Consider the following 20,035-nt stretch of genomic DNA (forward strand, 5'->3'; position numbering starts at 1 on the left):
GTCAATTTCGATTACCGCTCAACATGTGAATAAGCTCATTTACATAAATTATCCCTTTTTTACACGCAACCTTTCCCCAAATAGAACATCTTTGTGCTACAGTTCTATTTTTAAAACCCGATGACCAACAAAAACTTTAACTACGTTATTCTCTTTTTCACTTTTTTCCTTATTCAATCTCTTCAATTTGTTTCAGCTCAACATGCAACAATAACAGGAAAAGTAGCAGGTGGAACCCCGGAAATACTTCCGGTTGTACGTTTATGTAATTCAGCCGACTCCACATTGGTAAAAGCCGCCATCTGTGATTCTTTGGGGAATTTCGAGATTGAAATAACCAAAACAGGTTCTTTCCTGATTATCATCGATCAATTGGATTATCTGAAATTTGTTAGTCAGCCCTTTGAAGTGGCTTCTGATTCTTCTCAAATTCAATTACCTCTAATCACTTTAAAAGCAGCTTCAACACAATTGCAAGATGTTGTGATTACGGTCAAGAAGCCTTTCATCGAACGGAAAATTGATCGGGTGATTGTAAATCCGGATGCATTGGTTGGGAGCACCGGAACAACAGCTCTTGAATTATTGGAAAAAGCACCCGGAATCATCGTCGATTTCAACGGAAATATTTCACTGAAGGGAAAATCCGGAGTTCAGGTATTCATTGACAACAAACCTACCTATATGTCCCAGGAGGACTTAGCCGGTTATTTACGTTCCTTACCTTCCAATTCGGTTGCTTCCATAGAGATCATGACCAATCCTCCCGCAAGATACGACGCATCAGGAAATGCGGGGATCATCAATATCATCCTGAAAAAGCTCAAGGAAAAAGGATTTAACGGCGGAATCACCCTGAGTTATGGTCAAGGACGATACATGCGGACCAATAACAGTTTTACTTTCAACTACCGTGTGAATAAAATCAATTTGTTCACTACCCTTGGTGTAAGCCAGAATAATTCTTACCAGGACCTGGATATCAATCGGTACTATTACACTCCCGGCGGTCAATTTAGCTCCGCCTTTTTGCAGAACTCCTATATCAAGAGACAGTTCGGTGGGAAAACAGGGAAAATCGGAATGGATTGGTATGTGAGTAAAAAGTCAACGATTGGTGTCGTGTTCTCGGGTTCTCATGATCCATCGTTAACAACAAACAACAACTCTGCAAATATTCTTGCTGCCGACAGTTCGATTGCAGCCGTGGTTTCAGCTTACAGTAAGTCCAGAAATCTTTGGTACAATGGAAGTGCAAACATCAATTACACTTTGAAGATTGATAGTTTGGGAAAAGAGCTGAGCATCAATGCGGATTACATTCGCTACAAATCGGAGCACGATCAGACATTGGAGAATACAACCCGTGCGAATGACGGGACAATTATAAATTCCTTGAATCTGGAATCTTCACTACCTGCAGACATCGATATCAAAACGGCCAAAATAGATTACGTCAACCCATTCAAAAACAACGGCAGACTAGAATTTGGAGTAAAAACCGCTTTTGTAAGCACGGATAACACAGCCGACTTTTATGATGTGGTAGGCACTTCCCTTGTTCCGAATTATACTTTTTCAAACCGGTTTCTCTACAAGGAAAACAACAATGCAGCTTATGCAAATTACGCTCAGGAAATAGGGAAATTTGCATTCCAGCTGGGTCTGCGCTTCGAAAGTATCCGCATGCAGGGAAATCAATTGGGAAATCCATTGGTAAGTGATTCTAGTTTTTCACGGATGTACAACAGTTTGTTTCCAACCGCTTATTTCTCCTATACTCCCGATAGTTCGAAATACCACCAAATCGGCTTGTCTTTCGGCAGGCGAATTGATTATCCCAATTATCAGGATATGAATCCCTTCACCTACCCGATGGATGCCTACACCTATTACGCAGGGAATCCGTTTCTAAAACCAACCTTTTCCTATAATTTCGAACTGACCTACAGCTACAAAAACGCATTCTCTGTTACTGTAGATTACAGCCTGGTCCATAACCTGATCAATGAGACAAATGAACAGGTGAACAATATCTACTACAGCAGACCCGGTAATTACGGAAATCAAACTGCCTATGGCATCAGTGTTAGCGGTGAGTTCAGTATAACCAAATGGTGGAACGTACAATACTATTCGGAGATGAAGAATATCGGCTACAACACTTCCATTTACAATCAGCCCTTGGTGGAAAACCGCTGGTATTGGTATGTCGGACCGGCTTTCAAATTCCAAATCACTCCGAAATTCACAGCCGATCTTGCCGGATCTTATCAGACACGCATCTTATCCGGTCAGTTCCTGACTATTCCTATTACTCAAATGAGAGTAGGTCTGGCATATAAGATTCTAAAAGAAAAGGGTTCGATCAAATTGAGTCTTTCAGACGTTTTTCACTCGAACAAGCCTGGTGGGGATATTCGGAACATCGCAAATTCGGAAGCAAATTGGTTGAGTAAACTGGATACACGTGTGCTTACTATTGGTTTCTCTTACCGTTTCAGCAAAGGAAAGGCTTTGAATGCACGTGAGTCAGGTTCATCGGATTCGGAGAAACAGCGGGTGGACCACTAATCTATCCCACGGAAGTGCCCAGAAGTTTATTTGATTCAAATTTTTTAATTATTAAATCCTTATTGTCTTCTGTGTTCCTCTGCGCTCGTCCGTGGGAAATAAATCGCTAGTTTTGCAAAATGAAAAATGAATTGCTTCAAGCATTTTACGAATTGATCCCTGAAGTGAAAGGTCAGCTATTTGACGAAGTTGCTTCAAAACGCACACGCCATTTGACGGTTTTATTGGAAGAGATTTTCCAGGAACACAATGCAAGTGCCGTTATTCGGAGCTGCGACTGCTTTGGTATTCAGGAATTGCATGTGGTTGAAAGCAAGAATAAATATAAGGTGCAACGTGATATTGCCCGTGGTGCAGGAAGATGGGTTGATTTGTTTAATTACAATGAAGGCACTTCCCCACTCTTAGATGCGGTTACTAAGTTGAAATCTCAAGGATATAAAATTGCGGCGCTCACTCCTGATGCGGAGCATTCGATCTTCGACTTGCCATTGGATCAGCCTATCGCACTTTCATTCGGAACGGAATGGGAAGGAATCTCAGACGAGATCCGTGAAATAGCAGATTACCAGGTTTCTATCCCCATGGTTGGATTTACGGAAAGCTTCAATGTTTCCGTTTCGGTAGCACTTACCCTGCAAGCTCTAAGACAACGACTGATAGAATCGGATATCGATTGGAAGCTCAGTGAAGCCGATCAGGTAGACGTCAAATTGAAATGGTGTCAGCGTTATATGCGAAATGGCGATGTGGTAAGGAGAGAACTCGAAAAGCGTTTAGAGCGTTAAAAGGAATTTCGACTGCACTCAATTTCAATTACCTTTTAAATTATTGTTTCAATAACGTTTTTCTTATTTGAGCACACTGAGTGAAGTCGAAGTGTGAACATTTTGAACTTTTTTACCCGTTAACTCAAAGAGAACGTTATATTTGTATCACTTTTCGAACTTAAAAAAACAGAAAACTAATATGGGAAAAGGTGATATCAAGACTGCAAAAGGAAAACGTACAAACGGATCCTATGGTAATACTCGTAAAAGAAAAACAACTGCGACAGTTAAGCCCGATGCAGCTAAGAAAGAAGTAAGCGCTGAGAAAAAAGTGGCGGCTAAGAAACCGGCTACTAAAACTGCAACAAAACCTGCAGCTGAGAAAAAACCTGTAGCTGAGAAAAAACCGGCTGCAAAACCAGCGAAAAAAACTGAAGAATAATCGAATGAATAATCCTTCAACATATTAAAAGCTCTGCCACTTGGCGGGGCTTTTTTTGTGAAATATTTTAATGTAAAACGCTTCTCTTTTCGTTCAAAATTCTCGAAATTTGTACTCTTCCGAAAAGAGAAAGCACTGCTTTCGATAAATCAGCTTTCAAGCTGATAATGGCGAGCAAACAAAACAATGAACCAAAAACGGACAAATGAAAAAACACAACTTTGGCGCAGGACCATGTATTCTTCCGCAAGACGTATTTAAAAAAGCTTCAGATGCTGTACTGGATTTTAATGGATTATCCATTCTGGAAGTTTCACATAGAAGCAAAGATTATGAAGCTGTGATGCACGAGGCTCGCGAGTTAGTAAAAAAAGCTTTGAATATTTCAGACGAGTATGAAGTGCTTTATCTGCAAGGTGGAGCTACACTTGGATTTACGATTGCAGCTTTGAACATGATGCGTTCGACAAAGAAAGCAGGATATATCAATACCGGAACATGGGCTTCAGGTGCAATCAAGGAAGCTAAGAAAGTGGGAGTTGATGTCAATGTATTCGCTTCTTCTGAAGACAAGAACTTCAGCTACATTCCAAAAAACCTGGTGGTTCCGACGGATGCTGATTATATCCACTTCACTTCAAACAATACGATTTTCGGTACTCAGTTCAAGGATTTCCCTAAAACGGATCTGCCATTGGTTTGTGATATGTCATCGGATATTTTCTCTAAGGAAATCAATGTTTCAGATTTTGATTTGATTTATGCCGGAGCTCAAAAGAACCTGGGACCAGCCGGAGCTACTTTATACATTGTAAAGAAGGACGTTCTTGGAAAATCCACTTCTCAATTCATGCCAAGTTACCTGGATTTGAAAGTACATGCAGAAAAGGATTCCATGTACAATACTCCTCCTGTGTTTTCAGTTTATGTTGCCATGTTGAATTTGCAAGATCTGATGGCGAATGGAGGTGTTCCTAAAATGGCATTGAAAAACCAGGCGAAAGCAAAAATGCTTTACTCCGAAATCGACACCAACCCATTGTTCCAGGGAACTGCAGCTATTGAAGACCGTTCCGAAATGAATGTCAACTTCCTGTTAACCAATGATGCCTTGAAAGATGAATTCGACGCAGCCTGGAAAGCAGCCGGAATTATCGGCTTGAACGGACACCGAAGTGTTGGTGGATACCGGGCTTCTATGTACAATGCACTTGAATTGGACAGTGTTCAGGTTTTGGTGGATGTGATGAACGATTTCTCTAAAAAACACGGATAAGAGCCAGCGATAGCTGGCGAAGACCGATGGCTCCGTCAAGAGACGGAAAAGCCGAGGGATATAGAACTATTGAATAAATCTTCGGATTTAGGACAAAATGAAAAAAAGCACATGAAAATATTAGCAAACGACGGAATTTCCAACGAAGGAAAAGTTGCTCTTGAGAAAGCCGGTTTCACGGTAATTACGGATAAGGTAGACCAGGATAACCTGATCAACTATGTGAATGCAAATAACATCGAGATGATCCTTGTAAGAAGCGCTACAACTATCAGACAGGTAGTTATTGATGCTTGTCCGGGATTGAAATTGCTTGGAAGAGGTGGCGTTGGAATGGATAACATCGATGTGACTTACGCCCGTGAAAAAGGCCTGATCGTAATCAATACACCGGCATCCTCCTCCCAATCCGTTGCGGAATTGGTGATGGGACATTTATTTGCCGGAGCGCGCTCATTACACGATTCATTCAAGAAAATGGAAACGGGTGATTTCTCTGCATTGAAAAAGAAATACGGAAAAGGAATTGAATTACGTGGAAAAACCATTGCTATCATCGGTTTCGGTAGAATCGGACAATCTTTAGCAAGCTATGCCTTGGGTTGCGGGATGAAAGTCATTGCTGTAAATAATCACGAGATCAACACAGAGATTTCCCTGGGTGAAATTCAAGGATTGGGTGAAATAAAGGTTTCGATCGAATCCACAAGTGATTTGAATGGTGCTTTGAAAGAAGCCGATTTCATCTCGCTTCATATTCCGAAACAGGACGATGGGTCTGCTGTGATCAAAAAAGCGGAGTTCGACATCATGAAAAAAGGTGTTGTATTGGTGAATGCTGCGCGTGGCGGAGTGGTCGATGAATCTGCATTATTGGAAGCAATTGCAGAAGGTAAAGTTGCTTATGCTGGATTGGATGTTTTTGAAAACGAACCGAATCCAAGAGCAGATCTATTGAATAACGAAAAGATCGGAACGACACCACATATCGGAGCTGCAACAAACGAAGCTCAAGATCGGATCGGTCTGGAGTTGGCAGATTTAATTGTTAAACAATTTGGAGTGCAAGTTCCTGCTTAGTCATTTGAATAAATGTCTGTAATACACCCTTTTAAGGCAATTCGTCCAACAAGAGATAAAGCTCAGCTGGTATCAACGAGACCTTTAGCAGCTTATCGCAAGCATATTTTACGTGCAAAGTTGGATGAAAATCCTTATACATTCCTGCATATCATTCACCCGGAAGGCGATAAGGAACACCATTCGAAAGCAAATTCCGTGGAGCGTTTTGAAGCAGTGAAAACCCGCTATGACTCGTTCATCGATCAGGGGATTCTGATCCAGGATACCGAAGAATCATTCTACATTTACAGACAGACAAAAGGAACACATCAATTTACGGGTGTCATTGCCGGAGTCAGCATAGAGGAATACCGGAATAATTTGATCAAAAAACATGAGGCAACTATCACTTCGCGTGAATCCATGTTTACAAATTACCTGAATATTACCGGATTTAATGCGGAACCGGTTCTCCTGGCTCACAAACATTTACCTGAACTGGATAAGTATTTTGACAAGGTTACCAAATCAAGACCTGAATACGAGTTTTCAACGACAGATAAGATCAAACATGAACTATGGGTGATCGACGCAGATAAAGATTCGAAACTGATTTCCATTTATGCGGATCTGAACGAATTGTATATCGCCGATGGCCATCATCGTTCTGCTTCCTCTGCCCGATTGAAAGATACGATCATCAAGAACGGACAAGCCCAATTTCCGAATCAGGATTTCTTTCTGGCTTATCTGATCGATGAACAGAAATTGGAAATCCTGGAATTCCAGCGTTTGGTGAAACACCTGAACGGATTGACTCCGAAGAGTTTTCTGAAAGCCTGCGAAGCTCATTTTGAAATTGAAACACTCAAAAAAGCACGCCGACCAATTCAACGTCATGAACTAGTTTGCTTACTCGGACGAGAAGCTTATTCTTTCAAGCCGAAAAAAGACATTGCATCAGAAAAAGATGTAGTGAAACAATTAGACGCTCAAATCCTTACGGATTATATTCTGACTCCTATTTTAGGAATAGAAGACCTGAAAACAAGCAGGGACATCGATTTCATCCCCGGAACAAAGGAATTGAAAAAGGTGGTGGACCTGGTAAAAAAAGATGATTTTAAAGTAGGCTTCTTACTTTATCCTGCTTCCATCAATGAAGTGAAGGAAGTGGCGGATCAAGGCGGGATCATGCCTCCGAAATCTACGTGGGTCGAACCTAAAATGCGCAGTGGATTGACCATCTACAATATCAACGAATAGAACATGTCTTTAGCAGATCGATTATCCGAATTAAAACAGGAATTGCCAGAAGAAGTGGTTTTAGTAGCCGTTTCAAAAACAAAACCTGCATCACTTGTACAAGAAGCTTATGATGCCGGTCAACGTGTTTTCGGAGAGAACAAGGTACAGGAACTGGTGGATAAATGGGAAGTGCTTCCCAAAGATATTGAATGGCATTTGATTGGTCATTTGCAAAGTAACAAGGTAAAATACATTGCTCCTTTTGTTTCCCTGATCCATTCGGTGGATAGTTTTAAATTACTCCAGGAAATCAATAAGCAAGGTGAAAAGAATAACCGGGTAATTCCGTGTTTGCTTCAATTCCACATTGCACAGGAAGAGACAAAGTTCGGTCTTTCGTTTGAAGAAGCGGAAGAAATCCTGCAAAGCAGGGAGTTTGTTGAAATGGACCACATTTCCATAGTTGGATTGATGGGGATGGCCAGTTTTGTGGACAATGAAGAACAGGTTCGCGATGAATTCAGGCACCTGCACAACTATTTCGCTATCCTGAAAAGCAATTATTTCAAATACAATCCGGATTTCAAAGTCATTTCAATGGGAATGAGCGGAGACTACCAATTAGCAATTGAAGAAGGAAGCACGATGATCCGTGTTGGAAGCTCATTATTCGGCAGCAGATGAAAAACTATTTGATCTTACTTACAAGTATCCTTTTGGTCGGAACTTCATTCGCTCAAAAGACCTATACAGATAGTTTAACTCATGAGCGTGAACAACATGATAAAGAGTTTCTTTCAAAAATACTAAATGAGGAAGAACGAAAGATCCATCCCGAAATCTGTTATTTCCCGATCAATACATCATTCATCATTGAAGCCGATTTTGTGAAGGAAGTTGGAGATGCCTTCGTAATGCCGATGTCGAAAGAACGGACTGTTTACTATCGGAAAATGGGCTATTTGACTTTTAAGGTGAATGATACCATCTGCAAATTGAATGTTTACAAGAACCTCGATCTGGCTGGACAAAAAGAATACAAAAATTATTACTTCGTTCCGTTTAAAGATGCCACTACCGGCATTTACACCTATGGAGCAGGGAAATACCTGGATTGCTACTTCGGTAAAAAGACGAAAAAGGTAAAATTGGATTTCAACAAATCTTATCATCCCTATTGCGCCTATTCCGATCGCTACTCCTGCCCCATTGTTCCGGCTGAAAACCGAATTCCGGTTGCGATTCCTGCCGGTGAGTGTTATGTGTCACATGATTAAACCAAGCATTTTTCAGTAATGGGTACTGATATACTTTTTCAGGCAATCTTTCCAGATCACATAGCCTTTGTAGTTCAAATGAATTCCATCTACCGATAAGGCATCATTTAGATACGTGTTGGAAACCAACATCCGGGATTGGACATTTAAAAAAGGAATCTTCCTGGAAATACAGATGCGCTTCAAGCTATCATTCATTTCCTTGACCCGTTTTGCAATAACCCCGTTTTCAGGGAACCCTCCATATTGAACATCATACGAATCCGTGGTCGGAATAACCGATTGAATCACCAGGTCTATCTGGTGTTTTTGAATCGTATCAATCATGATCCGGACATTGGAAAGCGTTTCAGCTAACGGTGTTGACTGGCTGATATCATTTATTCCGATCATCAGGAAAATGACATGCGGTTTTTTGTTCAAGGCCAAATAAAGCGGAGCCACGGTATCCAATTCATAATGAAGGATTTCCTTGGTTTTATAGCCATCGAATCCCAAATTGAAGATATGCTTGTAACCGGTGAGCGTATTCCAATTCGTATCTGCACCCCAATAATGATTGATCCTTCTTGTTTCACTGTCTCCAAGCATCACAATCCTCAAATCGGCAATGGGTACTTTTCTTTTTTGCTCACACGAAGTAAAAATAACGATCAGACAAATCCCCATAATCAGCCTTCCGACTGACATTCCTTTGAAACACGAGCAGATTGTCTTAATCATTCATCATCGAATTGATCCCGATTTACAGGAACACTAAATTAACCAACTTCTCACTATTTCCCCTATTGATCAGGGAAAAAGTCATTCAGGCGCTTCATCTGTCTTTTCTTAAAGAACAAAAGGCTGCTCCCGGAAAAACGAAAGCAGCCTCAGGATGATTTTGGAATACCCCTAGTTTTTTATGATCCTGAAGAGTTGGTTTGAATCCACTGATCGGATAAAATAAGTTCCGCTTTTTAGGTTTTCAATAGAAATCTGCGATTTCAGCTGCACTTCAAATCGGTTGATGATTCTTCCTCCGATATCCGACAATTCAAAAGCCTGCGGATTCAAAGAAGTTGTTTGGATCGTCACCAGTCCATTGGTAGGATTCGGATAAACGGTAAACAGCGTTTCAACCGATTCATTCAATCCATTCGTTCCGTTTGTGATAACCTGGCTAGTACTTCCATAGCATACGGAAGCGTCGGAAACCCGCACTTCATAGGTTCCATTTCCGTATTGTTGCGTATCAATGGAGTTTGATTGTTCCCCATTCAAAACTACTCCATTCAAATACCAGGAAATAGTTAAAGCCGTAGATGGAATACTTAAAACAGAACCATTCTGTGTAATCGTTGGATTTGAAGGTAAGGAATACGAACAGGAAGATAAGGATTGAATGCGCGTATCCGTATCCCGTTGAGTGGTAAATACAGGCCAGCTCAGACAATCTTTCATCAGGTAAAACTTCAAATACGGATCCAAAGCATCAAATGTGATATCATGCTGAACAGGTCGTGTAATGCTGATATTTCCTCCGGAAGCTGATTCACCGAAATCACAAGTAGTGCTGGAATTGGCAAAATAGCAATGTGCGCCACCGGTGATTGAAATAAAATGTTTGCACACATTCGAAACGCTATCATACATAGGTTTGTGATTACTTACAGGAGTTGTTACAGCGTCTTCCGTTCCTGAAAAAACCAAGGTTGGAATTGAAATAGTTGAACTCACATCGATCGCAGACGGAGTTGTTTCTGCCGGAGCAAATCCTACCAGAATGTCGAAATTTGCCGTATTCTGAGCCGCCGCCAGGAAAGAAGATCCACCTCCCATGGAATGCCCCATCACCGCTTTCTTTCCATTCCATGCCTGATAGAAAAAAGAAGAAACATCCGAATGAAGAGCCTCCATTCTTGTTCCTGCAACTAACAGATCCAAAGCAAAGTCCTGATGAACAGGTGAAAATCCGCCTTCTGTTCGCGGAAACACCAGTACATAACCAAGTGGAACATAATGATCAATAAAATTCTGATACGAATCCCATGTCATTACGAACCCATGCCCGAAAACTGCAAAGGGGAATTGTCCGGAAGAAATCGTCACGTCATTTCCGGCTGTAGCGGAAGGATAATAGATTTCGCATTGGATTTGTCGTCCGGCACCTCCGCCTGAACCGAATCCTCCGGTTCTTCCCGGATCATTGAATGTAATTGTTTTATGTCCGATCTGAAAAGGTTGAGAGAATCCATAATTCAGCATGAACACAAAAAGTAGTAGTAAAGTAGTTTTCATGTGTTTTATTTTAAACGTTAAATGTTATTATTTTATCATTTAGTGATATTAATAATATGACAAGCGAAATATTTTACATTTAAGTGGTAATTCTGTTTTTTAGATTTCTCCAAATTATCCTATTCCAAAATAATTGGCTAACTTCAAGCTAGATAACAGAATGATATGAAAATACAAAATATACTCGCCTTCTCCTCTCTTTTAGCCCTGTCAGCGGCATGTGGAGACAACGCGGAAACCGGTGAAAACGACGAAAATTCAAAAGCTATGGAAACAACTGTCGAACGGTTCGCTGATGTTCAAATCCTTCGTTTTGAAGTTCCTAGCTGGAACAAACTATCCATCAAGCAAAAAGAATTGGTTTATTATCTTTCTCAGGCAGGTTTGGCCGGAAGGGATATCAATTACGACCAAAACAACCGCTTCAACCTGGAAATTCGCAGGGCGCTGGAAGCGATCCATGAGAAATATACCGGAGACAAGACGACTTCTGAATGGAAGAAATTTGATGAATGGAGTAAACAGGTATTTTTCTCCAATGGAATTCATCACCACTACAGCATGGACAAGATCAAACCCAAATTCAGTCCTGCTTATTTTGACAAGCTGATGAAATCGGTGGAGCACAACCTAAGTCCGGAGGCATTGGATGCGATTTTCGACCCGAATCTGGAAAAGAAACGGAAAGTAAAAGATTCCAATGTAGATATGATCGTTGCTTCTGCCAATAATTTTTACGGAAAAGGTGTGACACAAAAAATGGTGGAAGATTATTATTCCGCTAAGCAGGACTTAAACGATACCACACCGGTTGAATGGGGTCTGAACTCCACATTGGTCCTTAAAAAAGGAAAATTGGTGGAAGAAGTTTGGAAAAGCAAAGGAAAATATGGTTTGGCAATTGATCAAATCATCTTCTGGTTGAGAAAAGCCGTGAAAGTTGCTGAAAACGAACAACAAGCTCAGGCCTTGAAAGCGCTGATCGACTATTATAAAACAGGAAGTCTGAAAAAATGGGATGAGTACAATGTACTTTGGGCAACAGCAACTAAAGGAGATATCGATTACATCAACGGATTCATTGAAACTTATGGCGATGCTTTAGGAAAACGTGCCAATTATGAATCAGTGGTTCAGATCAACGATTTCGAAGCTTCCAAACGCATGTCTCTTGTTGCGAAAAATGCACAGTGGTTCGAGGATAATTCTCCATTGATGCCTGAGCACAAGAAAAAGAAAGTAGTCGGTGTATCCTATAAAGTAGTTGAAGTTGCCAGTGAATCCGGAGACGCTGCACCTTCCACTCCAATTGGTGTTAATTTGCCGAACAATAACTGGATCCGGGAGATACACGGTTCAAAATCCGTTTCCCTGGGAAATATCATCGAAGCTTACAACAAAGCTGGCGGACCGGCATTGGTGGAAGAATTTGCGAACGATCAGGAAGAAATTGATCGCGCAAACAAATACGGAGCAATTGCAGGTAAAATGCACACCGCTTTACACGAAGTGGTAGGTCATGCAAGTGGACAAATCAACAAAGGAGTTGGTCAACCAGCAGAAACACTTCAGAATTATGCTTCCACATTGGAAGAAGCACGAGCAGATTTGGTCGGTTTATACTACATCATGGATCAGAAAATGGTCGATTTAGGCTTGATTGAATCCCTGGAAGTTGGTAAAGCGGAATATGACGGTTACATCCGAAACGGGATGCTGACACAATTACAACGTCTTGAAAAAGGTCAAAACCTCGAAGAAGAACACATGCAGAACCGTCAATTGGTAAGTGCATGGGTTTTTGAGAAAGGTCAGAAAGAACAAGTGATCGAGAAAATCATCCGCAACGGGAAAACCTATTACGATATCAAGGACTACAAGAAATTACGCGTCTTATTTGGAGATTTATTGAGAGAAATCCAACGCATCAAATCGGAAGGTGATTACAACGCCGGAAAAAATTTGGTGGAAATGTATGGAGTAAAAGTGAATCCAAAAACACATGCAGAAGTCTTGAGACGCGTAAAACCTTTGAACATTGCACCATACAATGGATTTGTTTACCCGGTTTTTGTCCCGATCATGGATGATGAAGGAAAAATCAAGGACATCAAAATGGAAAACAAACAAAGCTTTATCGAACAAATGTTGTATTACGGAAAGCACAATAGCTTTTTGTATTGATTGAAAAGAAATCTAATCGAATAATTAAACACAGCATTCCAAATCGGGGTGCTGTGTTTTTTTTGTTAGTTTTATGTAGCTATAATAATTGGTGGAAATTGATTGATAAAAATGTGCGCAGACTGTTTCGAAAGTAATATTATGGGCTTTTCATCTCAGAATGATTTTGATAACTTCATTCGAATACTTGATAAAAAAGTTAAAAACCAAAAAATAAAGATTAATTTCTCCCTTGAAGAAATGATCGGACAAACCTCTATACAACACATCATTGAAATATGAACAAAAACGGATATAGTCTTACCAAAAAATCGGCTAAAAACGGTTATGATTGGTGGTGGCATTCTTTTATTGCAACACATGCTGTAACAGGCGAACTCAAACCCTTTTTCATAGAATACTATGTGATTAATCCGGAATTGTGGAAAGGTGAAATCATCTTCGGACAAAAAGAGGAAAATAAAATCAATCACAGAAGACCTTGCTACGCCATGCTTAAAGTGGGAACTTGGGGCGATGACAAAGTCCAACTTCACAACTTTTACAACATCACCGACTTTCACGCCTCAAAAAAGATGCTGGATTGCCGAATTGGAACGAATAAACTGACCGAAACCCATTTAAGTGGTTCTGTCGTTGTTTCAGAAAAAGAGCGTGACTTATATCCGGAACGAATGAGCGATGCCGGTTCCATTCAATGGGATTTGACCATTGAAAAAAAGGTGAAATTTGATGTTGGATTCGGTAGTTCCAAACTCATGAATCTCTTAGTCGCATTTGAAATGTACTGGCATGTGGAAGGCATGAAATGTGAACTACAAGGAGAAATCGTCTTTAATAACGAGAAGTATTTGGTTCATCCCGAAACATCTTATGGTTACCAAGATAAAAATTGGGGAAGTGATTACACAAACCCGTGGATTTGGTTGAACTGTAACAATTTCGTGTCGAAGATTTCAAATACAAAAATCGATGCTAGTTTGGATTTGGGCGGAGGATGTCCGAAAGTATTCGGAATTTCATTAAACAGACGGATTTTAACTGCCTTTTATTACCAAGGTGAATTTATGGAGTTCAACTTTTCAAAATTCTGGAAAGCATCTCGTCAACAATTCGATACGCACGAAGATGAAACCTACTTTTATTGGGATGTGATTTCGGAAAATAGCAAACATAAAATTGAAGTCCATTTCAAATGTGATAAATCAAACATGTTGCTTGTCAATTATGAATCTCCGTCAGGTGAAAAAAAACATACCAAATTATGGAATGGCGGACATGCCGAAGGTTCCGTAAGAATCTTTAAAAAAGAGAACGGTAATTTCAGACTTATCGATGAATTAGAAGGTTCCTTGGGCGGCTGTGAATATGGCGAATATTAACTAAAAACAAGGTCTTAACTATTCTCTGAACTTTTGATAAAAAAAGATTATACATCGGCTCTGAGTTCAATTAATCTTACATTTAACTTCTTGAACTATCCGGAACAGATGTTTTTCAACGAGTGTCCATAGGTTTTGTGAAAGACGAGAAGTATGAAACGAACACTAAACCAAACTAAAATGAAAATCTTAATTGTCATTGGATTACTAGTCAGCTGCTTCACCGCAGTAAGAGCTCAGGTACTGGAAACGTTCCAGGAAAATGGAAAATATGGTTTCCGGGACCGATCGAATAAAATGGTTATCATCAAGCCAAACTACGATTATGCAGACTTCTTTGAAGAAGGTTATGCGCGGGTTCAAAAGAATGGAAAAGTAGGATACATCGATATTCTGGACAATGTAGTGATCGATTTCATCTATACCCGTGGAAGTCATTTTTCTGAAGGCTTAGCCTCGGTGGATCTGAATAATAAAAGTGGTTTTATTAATCCCAAAGGGGAAGTGATTATTCCTTTTAAGTACGAGAGTACAGAGTCCTTCAGTGAAGGTCTTGCGGAAGTGAAATCCAACGGAAAATGCGGTTTTATTGATGCGAAAGGGAAAGAAGTCGTCCCATTAATCTATGACGATGCCAGTAGTTTCAATGGAATATTAACCGTTCAGTTGAACGAAAAATGGGGTTGCCTTGACCAAACTGGAAGGGTTATAATTCCAATAAAGTATCCGCAAATGATTCTCTTTGGAGAAGGTGAAAATACAACGAGAGTCGAACTGAACGGAAAAGTTGGTGTCATTGATAGAACCGGAAAAGAAACCATTCCGATCAAGTACGAAGATGTACAAGGATATGGAGACGGAGACAAATATGTCCAACTGAAAGGAAAATGGGGTGTTGTCAACGCTGCCGGCGAAATTATCGTTCCCATCACTTATCAATCATTACGGGAAGTATATGATCTGGAATACTAAATTTGTTTGAGATTCAATGAACTTAAGAAAAGCAACTCTTTCTGAGATCCCTGCAATCTGGGAAATTCTTCAACAAGCCATTGCCCGAAGAAAACAAGATGGAAGTCAGCAATGGCAGGACGGCTATCCCAATGAACAAAGCATTCGAAACGACCTTGCAAACGGTTCTGCTTATGTACTGATTGACAACGATCAACTAATTGCTTATGCGGCCATTATTTTTGATGTGGAACCTGCTTACACAGACATTGAAGGGAAATGGCTAACGAATGACGAGTATGTCGTCGTTCATCGGGTTGCAACGTCCAATGAAGTCTTAGGAAAAGGAATAGCAACCCAATTATTTCAATTAATCGAAGATCTGGCTCTGGATTCAAAAGTCTATAGTATTAAAGTTGACACCAATTTTGACAATATCCCAATGCTGAAGATTTTAGCCAAATTAGACTATGTCTATTGCGGAGAAGTATTTTTTCGTGGTTCTGCCAGAAAAGCTTTTGAAAAAGTTCTACCGAAAGAATCATAGTTTTTTGTATTGAAAATGATTGCAAGATTATTCCCCACAGATTCGCAGATGAAAAGCAAAGCTAACACACTCGCAGAACGAATTAGCGCTACCGGTAGGAGCGCAAAAAATCCGTGCATCTGTGGGAATTAAAAAACAACATGAATTACAAGTAAATGACCTTCAACATTCAGCCCATCCTTGAAAACGAGCAAATTGCCCTCTACCCGCTTCAGGAAGAGGATTTTGACGATTTGTACCTGGTAGCTTCAGATCCGAAGATCTGGGAACAACATCCGAATAAAGACCGCTGGAAGAAAGAAGTATTCCGGAACTTTTTCAATGGAGCCATGCAAAGTAAAGGTGCTTTCAAAATTGTTGACAAGTCGACAGGGAAAGCCATTGGTTGTACACGCTATTACGACTACAACGAGGAAAAGAATCACATTCTGATCGGCTATACATTTTACGCTACTTCCTGCTGGGGAAAAGGAATCAATCCAATGGTGAAGAAATTGATGCTGGATTACATCTTTCAATTCGTACCAAAAGTACAATTCCACGTCGGAGCAGGAAACCTGCGTTCTCAAATAGCGATCTCACGGTTAGGTGCAGAAAAGATTGGTGAAGAAGAAATTGCGTATTTTGGTGAACCTTCCAAATTGAATTTCATTTACGAAATCGCTAGAGAAAATTGGGTATGAGAAAAAATGCACTGATTATCTACTTGTTTGTTTTGGTTGTACTTGCTGGCGTAATAGCTCTAACTTTGGCAAATCATCCCGGGATTTTAGCCGGTATAACAGCGGGAATAGGTTTCGTAAGTGCAATCACATCTCTGGCTCCTTTTTTCATTTCCAGGTACCTGTTTAAAAAAGCGGAACCGCATACGCATTACCGACGCAGGTATCAAATAGCTGCAATCACCGTCTATTTCTTCTGTTTTCCGGTGAAGATCTGGTCAATCGTTGTGATGATGTACTTCCTCGTCAATGGAGAAGGTCCGGCATTCGGATGGAATTAATCATTCACCGAATTAAAATAATCTTACTTTTAAGTCTATGAATTACCTCGGACACATCTACTTTTCCAACAACAATACCCAATTGGCAATTGCCAACTTATTCGGTGATTTCGTAAAAGGAAAAAAGTACCTGGAATATCCGGAGTATATTCAAAAAGGTGTGCTGCTGCATCGAAAGATCGATGATTTTATTGATCACCATTTCGAAGTTCTCCACTTGATTCATGCCATTCGTGGCGAGTTGCCAAAAGTAGCACCAATTGCAATCGATATTTACTTCGATCATCTCCTGGCAAGGAACTGGGATCAGTACCATTCCACCAAACTTCCCGACTTTTTAGCAGATTTTTATTCAAAGATCGATTTAACCAACGAACCTTATCCGGCAGATTTCAAGCATTTTGTGAATTTATTGATTGAACGCAACTGGATCAGTTATTATCCGACGGAAGAAGGACTTTACAGAATGTGTCAGGGAGTGAGTAATAAGCTCTCCTTTGAAAACGCGCTAACCAAAGGACACACTGTGTTTTACGAGTTTGAGAACGAAATTACTAGTTGCTTTCATGAATATATGCGTGATGCAAATGAATATTTAATGGGCAAGGTTTAGTCTTTTTTGTCTTAATTTGTTCTTAAGTTTGATTATTATGCCGAAAACCAAAACGGGAATTCTTCACCTCTTATTTCTATCAGGACTCCTATTCTTAGTAGCCTGTTCCTCGGAAAAAATAGATTCGAGAAAGAAGCCCCTGGACGCGCATGATTTCGACTTACCCGGAATCTACAAGCGCGGAAGTTTGGTTGTTCTGGCAGAAAACAGTTCCACGTCCTTCTTTATTTACAAAGGCAAAAAAATGGGATTCGAATACGAAATCCTGAAAGAATTTGCAGAAGAATTGGGAGTTACCCTTGAAGTGAAGATTGTAAATAACCTCGATGAAATCAATGATATTCTGAATCGTGGCGAAGGAGATATTGTAGCTTGCAATTATACCGTCACACGCGAAAGAAGATCTGAAATCAACTTCTCCACCCCTTTCCTGCAAACCAACCAAGTACTGGTACAACGAAAATCAACTCCTGAAACAAAGAACCAAAAGGTAACCTTCATTACTGATCCGATTCAACTGGGAAATAAAAAAGTGGTCGTTTGGGAACGCTCCAGTTATTACACCCGACTGATTCACCTACAGGATGAGATTGGCGACACTATCATGATTCGTCCAACTCAGGCTCAGGAAGGAGTAGAAGAATTGATTGAACAGGTTTCAGATGGTGTGATCGATTATACCGTTGCTGAGCGGAATGTGGCGGATATCAATGAGCGGTTTTACGACAATCTGGACGTCAGTCTTCCCATCTCTTTCAAACAGAACATTGCTTTCGGATTGAATAAAAAATCACCGATCCTTCAAAAACGATTGAATAGCTGGTTGTCCAAATTCATGAATCGCGAAGCTTTTTCCTATATCAAACGCAAATACTTCGAGCAAATCCGAAGTTCTGTTGGTCCAGGGATTAATTTTAAATCGAGAAGAGGAAGCATTTCACCGTTTGATGCTATCTTGAAAGCTGAAGGACTAAAACACAACATCGATTGGCGTTTGGTTGCAGCATTGATCTACCATGAAAGCAAATTCAACCCGAACGCACGGGCATTTGGAGGAGCTTACGGCTTGATGCAATTTATGCCGGGAACCGGTCCGAAATTCGGCGTCTACCCTTCTTCCCCACCGGAAGTTCAGATTCAGGGAGGATACAAGTACCTGAGCCGCATTACCAAACTCTGGACAGGAATCAAAGACGAAGAGGAACGCAACAAATTCATTTTGGCCAGCTACAATGCCGGCGCCGGACATATCCTGGATGCACAACGACTAGCCGAGAAGAAAGGATTGAATCCGCATATCTGGGCAGACAATGTGGAAACAATGGTCATGAACCTGGGGAAACACTCCTACTACACAGATGACGTAGTTAAAAGCGGCGCATTCAGAGGAAATATCTGTATTCGTTACGTACGTGGGATCACTTCCCGATACGAAACCTATAAGACTATGGTGAAGCGCTAATTCCGGCGACAAACACTATCTTTACCCTATGCAACAATTGATTGTCATTGAGGGACCAACAGCTAGTGGAAAAACCGCACTTTCGGTTGCTTTAGCAAAAGCACTGAATACCGTTGTACTTTCAGCTGATTCCAGACAATTTTATAAGGAGCTATCCATTGGAACGGCAAAACCCGGCACCGGGGAAATGGAAGGCATTGCACATTATTTCATTGACTCACATCCTATCTCTTCGCCTGTAAGTGCGGCCCAATTTGGATCGGAAGCATTGGATTTGATTGAAGGAGAATTGGCTTCTCATCAAAAACTCATTTTGGTTGGTGGTTCAGGATTATTCATCGATGCCCTGTGCCTGGGACTTGACCCGATACCAACGGATGCCGCGATCCGGGAAACCTTGAGAAAAGAATTGGAAGAAAAAGGCTTGGAACCTTTATTATTGGAATTACAAGAATCCGATCCGGAATTTTATCAGCAAGTGGACAAACAAAATCCCATGCGAATCCTCAGAGCTTTGGAAGTGATCCGTTTGACAAACATTCCATTTACAACCTGGAGAAAGAATGAACTTCCCAAAAGACCCTTCGAAGTCATCCGATTTGTGATCAACCATCCAAGAGAGATCTTATACGAGCGAATTAATCAGCGGGTTGACCAGATGATGGAAGCAGGATTGATAGCAGAAGTGAAAAGCGTTTCCCAATACCGAAATCTCACAGCTCTTCAAACTGTTGGTTACAAGGAAGTGTTCGATTATCTGGACGGAACAATCGATTTACCGACTTGCATCGAGAAAATCAAACAACATACCCGAAATTACGCCAAGCGACAATTGACTTGGTTCAAGAGACATCCCGAAGCAATCTGGCTGGATGCAAAACCGACAAAAGAACTGTCTGAAGAAATATTGCAAATCATTCAACAGCAGGACTTTGTAAACTTGGAATGATATTTGAAAATGTAT

At 40.6% G+C, this 20,035-nt stretch carries 19 protein-coding genes; 17 read left to right on the forward strand and 2 right to left on the reverse strand.

Annotation, left to right across the window (positions count from 1 at the left end; genetic code table 11):
• The first annotated feature begins 120 nt into the window (after positions 1 to 120).
• The 8 genes from AAG807_RS05600 (at position 121) to AAG807_RS05635 (ending at position 8,649) form a co-directional block, all read left to right on the forward strand.
• On the forward strand, positions 121 to 2,574 hold the full coding sequence (locus AAG807_RS05600) for an outer membrane beta-barrel family protein (protein WP_341901502.1): 2,454 nt from the start codon (positions 121 to 123) through the stop codon (positions 2,572 to 2,574).
• A 119-nt stretch (positions 2,575 to 2,693) separates the two neighbouring features.
• Entirely contained in the window at positions 2,694 to 3,362 is a 669-nt protein-coding gene (locus AAG807_RS05605) for an RNA methyltransferase (protein ID WP_341901503.1), read from the forward strand.
• Between the two features lie 181 nt (positions 3,363 to 3,543).
• Entirely contained in the window at positions 3,544 to 3,786 is a 243-nt protein-coding gene (locus tag AAG807_RS05610) for a 30S ribosomal protein THX (RefSeq protein WP_341901504.1), read from the forward strand.
• A 205-nt stretch (positions 3,787 to 3,991) separates the two neighbouring features.
• Positions 3,992 to 5,062 (forward strand): 3-phosphoserine/phosphohydroxythreonine transaminase, encoded by a 1,071-nt coding sequence (gene serC / locus AAG807_RS05615; RefSeq protein ID WP_341901505.1) that lies wholly within the window; start codon positions 3,992 to 3,994, stop codon positions 5,060 to 5,062.
• Between the two features lie 111 nt (positions 5,063 to 5,173).
• The gene (locus AAG807_RS05620; RefSeq protein ID WP_341901506.1) at positions 5,174 to 6,142 is read left to right on the forward strand and encodes an NAD(P)-dependent oxidoreductase; all 969 of its coding nucleotides are present in this window, start codon (positions 5,174 to 5,176) and stop codon (positions 6,140 to 6,142) included.
• Between the two features lie 12 nt (positions 6,143 to 6,154).
• Positions 6,155 to 7,390, forward strand: a complete 1,236-nt coding sequence (locus AAG807_RS05625; protein ID WP_341901507.1) for a DUF1015 domain-containing protein — start codon at positions 6,155 to 6,157, stop codon at positions 7,388 to 7,390.
• A 3-nt stretch (positions 7,391 to 7,393) separates the two neighbouring features.
• A complete protein-coding gene (locus AAG807_RS05630) occupies positions 7,394 to 8,056 on the forward strand; it encodes a YggS family pyridoxal phosphate-dependent enzyme (RefSeq protein WP_341901508.1) in 663 nt (220 codons plus the stop codon).
• A complete protein-coding gene (locus AAG807_RS05635; protein WP_341901509.1) occupies positions 8,053 to 8,649 on the forward strand; it encodes a DUF1684 domain-containing protein in 597 nt (198 codons plus the stop codon). Before AAG807_RS05630 ends, AAG807_RS05635 begins: the two co-directional genes overlap by 4 nt.
• Positions 8,650 to 8,661: 12 nt before the next feature.
• Here the strand turns inward: AAG807_RS05635 and AAG807_RS05640 are convergent, their stop codons facing one another.
• Together AAG807_RS05640 and AAG807_RS05645 are read right to left on the reverse strand one after the other, a co-directional pair.
• On the reverse strand, positions 8,662 to 9,372 hold the full coding sequence (locus AAG807_RS05640) for a GDSL-type esterase/lipase family protein (RefSeq protein WP_341901510.1): 711 nt from the start codon (positions 9,370 to 9,372) through the stop codon (positions 8,662 to 8,664).
• 171 nt (positions 9,373 to 9,543) lie between these two features.
• The gene (locus tag AAG807_RS05645) at positions 9,544 to 10,929 is read right to left on the reverse strand and encodes a T9SS type A sorting domain-containing protein (protein WP_341901511.1); all 1,386 of its coding nucleotides are present in this window, start codon (positions 10,927 to 10,929) and stop codon (positions 9,544 to 9,546) included.
• A gap of 165 nt (positions 10,930 to 11,094) precedes the next feature.
• On the opposite strand from AAG807_RS05645, the gene AAG807_RS05650 reads away from it, so the two are divergent.
• The 9 genes from AAG807_RS05650 to miaA all read left to right on the forward strand — a co-directional run bounded on the left by AAG807_RS05650 (position 11,095) and on the right by miaA (position 20,020).
• Positions 11,095 to 13,113 (forward strand): dihydrofolate reductase, encoded by a 2,019-nt coding sequence (locus tag AAG807_RS05650; protein ID WP_341901512.1) that lies wholly within the window; start codon positions 11,095 to 11,097, stop codon positions 13,111 to 13,113.
• Positions 13,114 to 13,391: 278 nt separating this feature from the next.
• A complete protein-coding gene (locus AAG807_RS05655; protein WP_341901513.1) occupies positions 13,392 to 14,495 on the forward strand; it encodes a tocopherol cyclase family protein in 1,104 nt (367 codons plus the stop codon).
• A gap of 180 nt (positions 14,496 to 14,675) precedes the next feature.
• Complete coding sequence (locus AAG807_RS05660) at positions 14,676 to 15,467, forward strand: WG repeat-containing protein (protein ID WP_341901514.1); 792 nt, start codon at positions 14,676 to 14,678, stop codon at positions 15,465 to 15,467.
• A 16-nt stretch (positions 15,468 to 15,483) separates the two neighbouring features.
• Positions 15,484 to 15,993: a GNAT family N-acetyltransferase gene (locus AAG807_RS05665; RefSeq protein WP_341901515.1), complete on the forward strand. Its 510-nt coding sequence runs from the start codon at positions 15,484 to 15,486 to the stop codon at positions 15,991 to 15,993.
• 155 nt (positions 15,994 to 16,148) lie between these two features.
• Positions 16,149 to 16,676, forward strand: a complete 528-nt coding sequence (locus AAG807_RS05670; RefSeq protein ID WP_341901516.1) for a GNAT family N-acetyltransferase — start codon at positions 16,149 to 16,151, stop codon at positions 16,674 to 16,676.
• A complete protein-coding gene (locus AAG807_RS05675) occupies positions 16,673 to 16,996 on the forward strand; it encodes a hypothetical protein (protein ID WP_341901517.1) in 324 nt (107 codons plus the stop codon). Before AAG807_RS05670 ends, AAG807_RS05675 begins: the two co-directional genes overlap by 4 nt.
• Before the next feature lie 37 nt (positions 16,997 to 17,033).
• Positions 17,034 to 17,609: an ACP phosphodiesterase gene (locus AAG807_RS05680; RefSeq protein WP_341901518.1), complete on the forward strand. Its 576-nt coding sequence runs from the start codon at positions 17,034 to 17,036 to the stop codon at positions 17,607 to 17,609.
• A gap of 37 nt (positions 17,610 to 17,646) precedes the next feature.
• Positions 17,647 to 19,071 (forward strand): transporter substrate-binding domain-containing protein, encoded by a 1,425-nt coding sequence (locus tag AAG807_RS05685; protein WP_341901519.1) that lies wholly within the window; start codon positions 17,647 to 17,649, stop codon positions 19,069 to 19,071.
• A 28-nt stretch (positions 19,072 to 19,099) separates the two neighbouring features.
• Positions 19,100 to 20,020 (forward strand): tRNA (adenosine(37)-N6)-dimethylallyltransferase MiaA, encoded by a 921-nt coding sequence (gene miaA / locus AAG807_RS05690; RefSeq protein ID WP_341901520.1) that lies wholly within the window; start codon positions 19,100 to 19,102, stop codon positions 20,018 to 20,020.
• Positions 20,021 to 20,035: the final 15 nt, after the last annotated feature.

The organism is Fluviicola taffensis DSM 16823 (genome assembly GCF_943372375.1).
Lineage (GTDB): Bacteria > Bacteroidota > Bacteroidia > Flavobacteriales_D > Crocinitomicaceae > Fluviicola > Fluviicola taffensis_A.